This is a genomic window from Candidatus Hepatincolaceae symbiont of Strigamia maritima, from assembly GCF_055505085.1.
On sequence record NZ_DBKDTU010000155.1, the window covers coordinates 1 to 7868 of the forward strand.

12 protein-coding genes are annotated in these 7868 nt (G+C 27.9%); all 12 read right to left on the reverse strand.

Annotated elements, in window-relative coordinates; all coding sequences use genetic code 11:
• Positions 1 to 128 precede the first annotated feature (128 nt).
• Positions 129 to 1100: a type IV secretion system protein gene (locus ACQCX0_RS04075; protein ID WP_462562902.1), complete on the reverse strand. Its 972-nt coding sequence runs from the start codon at positions 1098 to 1100 to the stop codon at positions 129 to 131.
• A gap of 3 nt (positions 1101 to 1103) precedes the next feature.
• Positions 1104 to 1739, reverse strand: coding sequence for a hypothetical protein (locus ACQCX0_RS04080; RefSeq protein ID WP_462562903.1), 636 nt, complete (start codon positions 1737 to 1739; stop codon positions 1104 to 1106).
• A 123-nt stretch (positions 1740 to 1862) separates the two neighbouring features.
• Entirely contained in the window at positions 1863 to 2114 is a 252-nt protein-coding gene (locus ACQCX0_RS04085) for a hypothetical protein (protein WP_462562904.1), read from the reverse strand.
• Positions 2115 to 2127: 13 nt separating this feature from the next.
• Positions 2128 to 2313: a hypothetical protein gene (locus tag ACQCX0_RS04090; RefSeq protein ID WP_462562905.1), complete on the reverse strand. Its 186-nt coding sequence runs from the start codon at positions 2311 to 2313 to the stop codon at positions 2128 to 2130.
• A gap of 212 nt (positions 2314 to 2525) precedes the next feature.
• A complete protein-coding gene (locus tag ACQCX0_RS04095; protein WP_462562906.1) occupies positions 2526 to 2840 on the reverse strand; it encodes a HigA family addiction module antitoxin in 315 nt (104 codons plus the stop codon).
• 84 nt (positions 2841 to 2924) lie between these two features.
• Positions 2925 to 3098 carry a type II toxin-antitoxin system RelE/ParE family toxin gene (locus ACQCX0_RS04100; protein ID WP_462562907.1) on the reverse strand — a complete coding sequence of 58 codons (174 nt, stop codon included), beginning with the start codon at positions 3096 to 3098 and terminating at the stop codon, positions 2925 to 2927.
• A 172-nt stretch (positions 3099 to 3270) separates the two neighbouring features.
• Complete coding sequence (locus ACQCX0_RS04105; protein ID WP_465029884.1) at positions 3271 to 3663, reverse strand: type II toxin-antitoxin system death-on-curing family toxin; 393 nt, start codon at positions 3661 to 3663, stop codon at positions 3271 to 3273.
• Positions 3663 to 3887 (reverse strand): hypothetical protein, encoded by a 225-nt coding sequence (locus ACQCX0_RS04110; protein WP_462562909.1) that lies wholly within the window; start codon positions 3885 to 3887, stop codon positions 3663 to 3665. The genes ACQCX0_RS04105 and ACQCX0_RS04110 overlap by 1 nt, the downstream gene beginning before the upstream one ends.
• A 614-nt stretch (positions 3888 to 4501) precedes the next feature.
• On the reverse strand, positions 4502 to 4639 hold the full coding sequence (locus ACQCX0_RS04115) for a type II toxin-antitoxin system YoeB family toxin (protein WP_462562910.1): 138 nt from the start codon (positions 4637 to 4639) through the stop codon (positions 4502 to 4504).
• 120 nt (positions 4640 to 4759) lie between these two features.
• The gene (locus ACQCX0_RS04120) at positions 4760 to 5908 is read right to left on the reverse strand and encodes an ATPase, T2SS/T4P/T4SS family (RefSeq protein WP_462562911.1); all 1149 of its coding nucleotides are present in this window, start codon (positions 5906 to 5908) and stop codon (positions 4760 to 4762) included.
• Positions 5890 to 6993: a relaxase/mobilization nuclease domain-containing protein gene (locus ACQCX0_RS04125; RefSeq protein WP_462562912.1), complete on the reverse strand. Its 1104-nt coding sequence runs from the start codon at positions 6991 to 6993 to the stop codon at positions 5890 to 5892. The genes ACQCX0_RS04120 and ACQCX0_RS04125 overlap by 19 nt, the downstream gene beginning before the upstream one ends.
• Positions 6994 to 7009: 16 nt before the next feature.
• A complete protein-coding gene (locus ACQCX0_RS04130; protein ID WP_462562913.1) occupies positions 7010 to 7384 on the reverse strand; it encodes a hypothetical protein in 375 nt (124 codons plus the stop codon).
• Positions 7385 to 7868 lie beyond the last annotated feature (484 nt).

Below are 7868 nucleotides of genomic sequence, written 5' to 3' on the forward strand. Positions count from 1 at the left end.
TTTCATATCATCACGTCCTCTGCCGATTTCTGCCGGATTATCTTCATAACGTGAACCACAACCGGCTATATTTGCTAAGAATACCAATAAGATTAAAATTTTCTTCATTAAGCCGTTTCTCCTGTACTTCATCCTTTATTACCTCCTGTTTTACTGCCACCTTCTTTGTTACCTTTTCCCCTAAAAGGATTCATTTTCCAACCACCGCCACCGGCGTCAAGTGCCTGCCCGGTAATTGCCTGAGCAATTACATTAACTTGCTTGAGTAACAGACCTCCGGCAATTGCAACTATAATAATTGAACCATAAATTGAGATAAAATCTCCTTGCCCTGTAAAACTTAAGGATTGATACATTATTCCGGAATATAAGTTTAAAAAAGCTCCTAAAAGCGTCATATTAACAATACAGGATACCACTACGGTTATAGCACCTAAGCCATATTTTCTAGTAAAGCTAAGAAAGAAACACAAAATCCAAATAGGAGATAAGCTAAGCACCAAATAAAAGGTAACTGTTGCCAGTAACACATTAATTACAACTATTATGGTTAGGGACATTAAACAGGCAATAGCAATTAATGCCCCTATTTTATTGAATATAAAGTTTGCCCAGTTACCGGCTTCCGAACTAATAGCAATTTTATCTATTAATTGGGCATTTTGTTTAATGATATTATGTATAACATTACCGCTTGCAAAATTACCTCCTCCGAACAAACTGGGTAAGCCATCAAACAATCCTTGCACATTAGACAATACATATTTATCAAAAATATTAAAGCTTAATAGAAAAGATAAAATTATAAATAAAAATAGTTTAAAGATAAAATCCGTAAAAAATCTACCACCCATTTTCCAACAATAAATAGAAAATCCTACAATCCACACTGTGGCTATACTTCCCAATAAGCTAGTAGCAGACCTACTTACTACATTAAAATTATCCCTAATTACTGCTCTGGTAGCTCTTAGTAGGTTTTCATAAAAGTTTACTAAGGAAGACCCCAAATAATTATCAGCAATAACATTAGCAGCAAAGGCAAAATTAGGAACAATAAGTAGCATAAATACTATTGGTAGTAAGGATAGAGCTTTCATTATTTATTCTTTAACGGCATTCATATGAATTAATAAGGCTTGTCTCTCATTCAAGGTTTGAAGTTGTTCTAACATCATTACTTGTACTTGGAGTTGTATTTTTAGAATATCCATTTGAGTTTTTGATGATTTAATCGCCTTATTAAGATTTTTAATAGTATCGGTATTAGTTTTAGCTTTTTCCATATCAATAACCGACCGAGATAAGGCATAACTCCTTATTCTTATCGCATCATCTCTGCGTTTGATTTGTTTTTTCTTGGCAATTTCAGGTGTATCAAAAGATAGTGTTAGGACATTATCTCTATAATAGTTAAGGCTAGTATCTATAAGCTTTTTCTCATCTGAGCAGATTTGCAAATTTGGTTTGGGAAAGAAATCAGGTAAGCCGTATTTTTTACCTCCGCATTTAGAATATAAGTTATCCACATAATTTATAACCCCGGGTGTGAACTCTCCTTTACCTATCTGCTCCGCCATTTGTTTATTGTATTCTATAGACCTTGCCATATTTTCTATTTGAATAAGAGAATTCTTTTCATTAGTTGGATCGTATACAATTGATGTTCCAGGTATCATCCCTGCACCTGCAAACACTTTAAGTGGTAATAATATAAATAAAAATAATAGCTTTTTCATAATTAGAAACTCCTTATAATAAAATCTTATATATAAAGAGTAATACAAAATTGAGCAAAAAAATAAGACTGAAAATCAGTTTTTTCAGTCTTATTAAAGTAATTTAAAGCAAGTATTTTATAGTTATTTATCTAGATTGTTTTCTTGAACAAATTTATTACAATCCGTATTTTCTAATTTAATCCAGTCTATAGAAGATTTAAGAAGACTTGAAACAGTTAAAACACAAGTCTCTTTCTTTTGTTCTACAAATTGGATAATTTCAGTATTAAGATAATAATTTTTACCATACTGTTTTAAATCCATAAGCTTTGCCCATAAAACATTCGGTAATAACACCATAAACACCATACATATAACTAATAACTTTCTCATAATATTCTCCTTTTCAATCTAATAATTTTTTATTTTCTGCAAGATAGTGAGTTTTATAGTATAGGGTACTAGACAGAGTCTTAAAAACATCAGCTTGCAACCTTATTGTTCCTAACTCAGATACTATCTCATTAAGATTCCGAACATCTGCGTTTATTTCACTTAATAAAGTTTCTCTACTATTATCTTCTTTATTCATTCTATATCTCCCAATGTTTTATAACATATTTTTCATCTTACTGATTATTTTAACATTTATTAGAATCTCTAACAATAAAATAAAAATAACAAAATTAACAATATTGATTTATACTCAGTACTATATTTATTACATAGAAAATTATATTTATACATGCTTAAAAAACAAGAAGATATCAATATTATTTCATATTTAGCTTTTTTATTGTATTATTAGCCTGCATATCCGGAGGCTTTGTTTAGAGGAACAATTAAGGATAACTCATTAGCCTTAGTAATTTTTAGTTCCCTTCTTTCTATATCTTCTTGTACACCTAAAAAGAAACCCTCGCTCATACTGAATAATTTACAAAGTCGTAAATCAGTATCCACAGAAATACCCCTTTTATTATTAATAATTTGGTTAATTCTTGAACTCTCTACATTGATTAGTTTTGCTAATTTATTTTGAGTTAACCCTAATGGTTCTAAAAACTCTTCTTTTAAAAAGTCTCCCATTGTAATATTTATATAATTATTTTCTAACATTCTTCTGCTCCTCATTTAATGATAATCTACTATTTCAACCTCAACTACATTATTATTTTCCCATTTAAAACAAATTCTATATTGTCAGTTTATTCTAATGCTAAGTTGTCCTAATCTATCTCTTTTTAGTGCTTCTAAATTGTTAGAAGGAGGACTTTTTAAATCATTTAATCCTTTAGCATTATTTAAGATAGATAATTTGTTTAAAGCTCTTCTTAAAATATTTTGAGGGTTTTTTTTGATATTATCCCATTCCATAGTTTCTCGGTTTCTTTACACTTAAAGTTTATTATCATATATTTCTTATCTTTACTTGTATATAAATATAGTATAATGCACTCCGCACTGCAAAGTCAAGTATAATGTATATAATTATTGTAAAATACATTAAAAATACTACCTCAAGCAAAACAATAAAGTAAATATAGACTTAAGAACTTAATTTTACAGTATACTTATTTAAAAAAGTTTTTAACGCTTGATATTCAAATTTATTATTCTGATATAAGTTATTCATAAATTCCCATAAGATATCTGCTTCTACCTCTACAGAATAACCATTAATATCTAAAAAGGTTATTACACTATCTAAAGCAGTACGCTTATTGCCATCAATAAAAGGATGATTTTGAGATAGGCTTTCCCATAAAGCTGCTGCTTCTTCTATAATATTATTATAATACCCCAAAGTAGGCCGCATTAAAGCAGATATTAAAGCACCTTTATCTCTTAATCCGTGAGAACCACCATAAGCTATTATTTGTTCCTTATGTATCTCTAAAATTTCTTCCAAAGTTAAATATATACTACCTATATTTCGCATTATTTAGCTAGCTTTTGAAAAACACTATTATATTTTATTCTATTTTTGCGAGAGCTTTGCAATACAGGTTCCCTTATTTTATTGTTGTGCTTATCTAATAAATCTATTAATGCTTCCTCTATTAAATTTTGAAAATGTTTTCCCTCAATTTTAGCTAACTCTTTTACCTCATTTAATAATTCTTTTTTAGCTTGAGTTGAAAATTTAACTAGTTCTTGTTCCATAATACATAGACTCCTATATTAATTATTATAGGGATAGTATAATATTCCTATCATGATATGTCAAGATATTTCAAGATGCATACTATTTTATGTAATAACTATTAAATGCTTATTACTTATTAAAATACTAATAATTTAGTAAAAATTATTTCTAAAGCAAAACCCTAGGGATATACTAGAGTTTTAAGTTCAACATTTTAAATTTTTGTGAAAAATTAAGGGCTTCAAGTCCTGTTAAAATCAGGATTTATAGCATTTGTGTAATACAAAATGCGATTCCTGCATAAGTTTATTACTACCTTTAATCCCTTAGTTTCTCTACCTTTGTTTTTTAGAAATTAATTTAAAAATAGTGCCATTTTGAGAGCCACTTTTCAGCCTTTAACCCCTTACAAAACATAGCTTTTTATTAAAAAAATGAGTGCCACTTTTGATGCCACCACCTAAAAATAGAGCCACTTTTCTACACTCAACACTAGGTATTTACTGAGTTTATACATAAAAAACAGGAGCCACTTATAATTATACTATAAATAATATTTTTATTAGAATAAATCTATAATGACGTATTTGTTTTAAATGGAAAAATAATAATGTAGTTGAGGTTGAAATAGTTAATAATGATATCTACATTGAATAATAATTAGCTTATTATCTTGGTATTTGTAAACTAGTCTATGCTCAGAATCAATTCTTCTAGACCAATACCTTTTGTAAATCTCTGGCATAGATAAACTCAATACCATTTTCATCTTTCTGCCAAATATTCTCTAAATTCTTAAATTTTTCTTTAAATAAATCTTGATTAGTCATGTTTTCACCTATCTTTATCTTGTATTTACCTTGATAATAGAATTATTAAAATAATTATACTATCTATCTATTATTAATTGCATAGTTTTATTAATAGTATTGCGAGATTTTTTATATTTTACGGCAAGCTCTCTCCTACTCATACCTGTATTAAAATCTTTAGCAATCTTTAGAATTGAGGTATTAGCTCTTATCTTTCCGGGTATTTTTTGCTTAGATTTTAATTTATGAGTATGAGTATACCCGAAGATTCCTATATTTTTAGCTTCCTCTAGGTAATCTTGGTTATTAATAGTAATTTTAGAGACATATCTTCTACCCTTAGTATCTTTTTCTAAATAAATTAGAAAATCTATATTAGAGTTAATGGTTTTTTGAATTTCTTCTAAAATTATACTATCTTTACCGTTTAAAGCTAAATTTCTTTTAAAAGCCTCTGCTACTGCTAAATCATTATCTCCTGCGTGCATTGTTAGCATAAAGCCTTTATGTCCGCTTCCTATTGCTCTTAGAATTAAATCTACATTGGAGGTTGATAATTCGGGAATTAAAATCCTATCCGGATTTACTCTCATCAGTAAATCAAACTTATCTTTGTATTCCTTTTCACTCTTAGTAAATAATTCTGAATATTTTTGCTTTTTTGTAAAAATATAATCATGAATATCCCCTACTACCTTAATAACCTCATTAGTAGAGATATTCTGAATTAGAACATTAGTAAAAGATGTTTTCCCGGTACCGGTTCCTCCGATAATAAAGATTGAGGCTTGATGTTGAGAAATATATTTAATCAAATAATTATATTCTAAATTACTTAAGGCAAAATCTTTATAGCTATGATACAAATAATTATCATTTAGTCTTATGGATATCTCTACTCCGCTACCCACCGTATTACCTACACAACCGCTAAATCTAAATTTGTTCATTGGTAACATGGCCGATACCTGTTGCTCATAGGAGGTAAATTTTTGATTATTCATACCGCAAACCGTAAACATTAAATTCTTTACAAATTTCTCACTAAGATTAGCATCCTCAATAAATTCCTTAACTCCGCCTCGTTTAATTAGAGTAGCTTTGCTAAACTCATTAATTTGAAAATCTTCAATTGTAAAATCTTCAAAATATTTAATTAAAGGTCTAGCTACGGCATAAAATAACTTACCCTTATAATTATGAATTTCTATCTTTCTTTTTTCCATTTATCCATATCAATATTAGTTTTTTTAGTTTCTATTTGCACTTTTCTCAAGGTAAATCCCTTATTATCATTATTTTTTTTATAATCTCGTATAGTTTTCTTAGTTACATTAAATAAATTAGGCATATTATTAAGACACCAAATAGCCTTGTTTTTATCTTCATTGTACATATGTAAGAATTTAGTAATATTTTCTTTGCTCATTTCTAATTTATCTAATAATTTTAGAGTATTTTCATTTGTTGAGATATAACCAAACTCATTATTTTCATACATTTTTACCCAATTAGGTAGAGTTTTTAATAAAAAATCAGGAAGTTTTTTAATTTTTGTAATTTTTGGTATAATTTTCTCGTTAGCTTTACTTAAATTTAGTCCTAAATCTAAAGTATTTTCTAAACAAGCAGCATAAAGTATTTTATTAATTTGTAGTAATTCTTTACCTCCTAATCTAATTTGCTTACCAGTAAGATCATTCTTAGTTTTTAGTGCTATATGAGCATGCATATTCTGAGTGTTACTATGAATTCCGAAACAATATTTATACCCAGTAAATAACTCTGGGAGTTTTTCAACTAAAACCTTTTGTAACAATTCTTTATTTACTAGCTTATTATTCGGTAAAGAGAATACAAAATGCCCGATTTGTCTGTGTTTTAAGTTGTTCTCTTTAGTATTTCTGGAATATTTGATTAAATTATCTTTATCTTGTAATAAATTAAATCTCTCAAACTCTGCTTTTATTTGCGTATATTCTTTTCCTACCACCTCTCCTAAATTATTTTCTAAAACTTCCGTATTTTTTAAAATATACTGCATTAAAATACCCAGACTATCATAACTTTTTCTCCATGCTATACTTTTAAAAATAGTAGGAACTATTTCAATATTCTGCTTATTTTTAATTTGTTTAATTTTGATATTCTGATTAATTATATCAGTCTTAGGTAGATTTTGAATTTTACTATTTTTAAAATTAATAGTATTAGAAACACTACTAAGTTGTTTAAATCTAATCTTAGATAATCTTCTACGATTTCTATTTAAAATATCATCTAACTCATCTTTCTTCCTACTACTTAACATTGGCTTGTCATTTTTGTTAATTCATGGTTTGTAACAATTGATAATAATAAGATTTAGAAATAGGTTGTTTATTTTTGTAAAATTTATTACCTAATTTTTCTAGTTTAATATTATTGTTTGTTCCATGATATTTACCTATTTCTATACCGAGTAAATTTAGTTGCGAACTATTTAGTGGACAGTCCACTTTGTCTATTAAACTTAGTCCGCTATTTAGTCCACTCTGTCCACTATGCTCAGTAGACAAATCAGACTGTTGAGTGGTCTCTTTAGCAGACACAGTGGTCTCATCAAAAAACTTAGCGGACTTAGCATTATTAATATTAGCAATTTCTAAATCTACTATAGATTTCTCTATAGGCTTTAATTTTTTAAAGCCGAAGATTGTCATATACGCTAAAGATACTTCTATTAAGATTATTAAAGCTGCTATTAAATAAAAATTAGGTAAATTTTGTGATGATTTTAAAATTTCTTTCTGCTCAGTAATTAATTTATCAAACTTATCTCCGCTAACCCAATATTTAGAGGTATAGTTAGCAATATTCTTAGCTATTACTTCTTTATTATCTTTAGTTATAAGATTTGCATCATAGATATTTTTATAATTTGCAATAATGAAAATACAGCTAAAGTGTAGCGGGCAGAATTAAATGGGAATTTGGGCAGTTTTAAACGGGACAGATTTTTACAAATAGAATCTATTTATTTGTCAAGAGTTTATTTTATAGCTTAGATTCTTTTTCTCTTTAAATTGTTGTAGAAGATATGGTAGTTTGTAGTTATGTTGCATAATAAGTAAGTAAATAGGAGTTAGGGGATGAATAAGGAAGAGTTAGTTAGTGCTATTGCTAAGAAGTCTGCTTTAAAGAAAA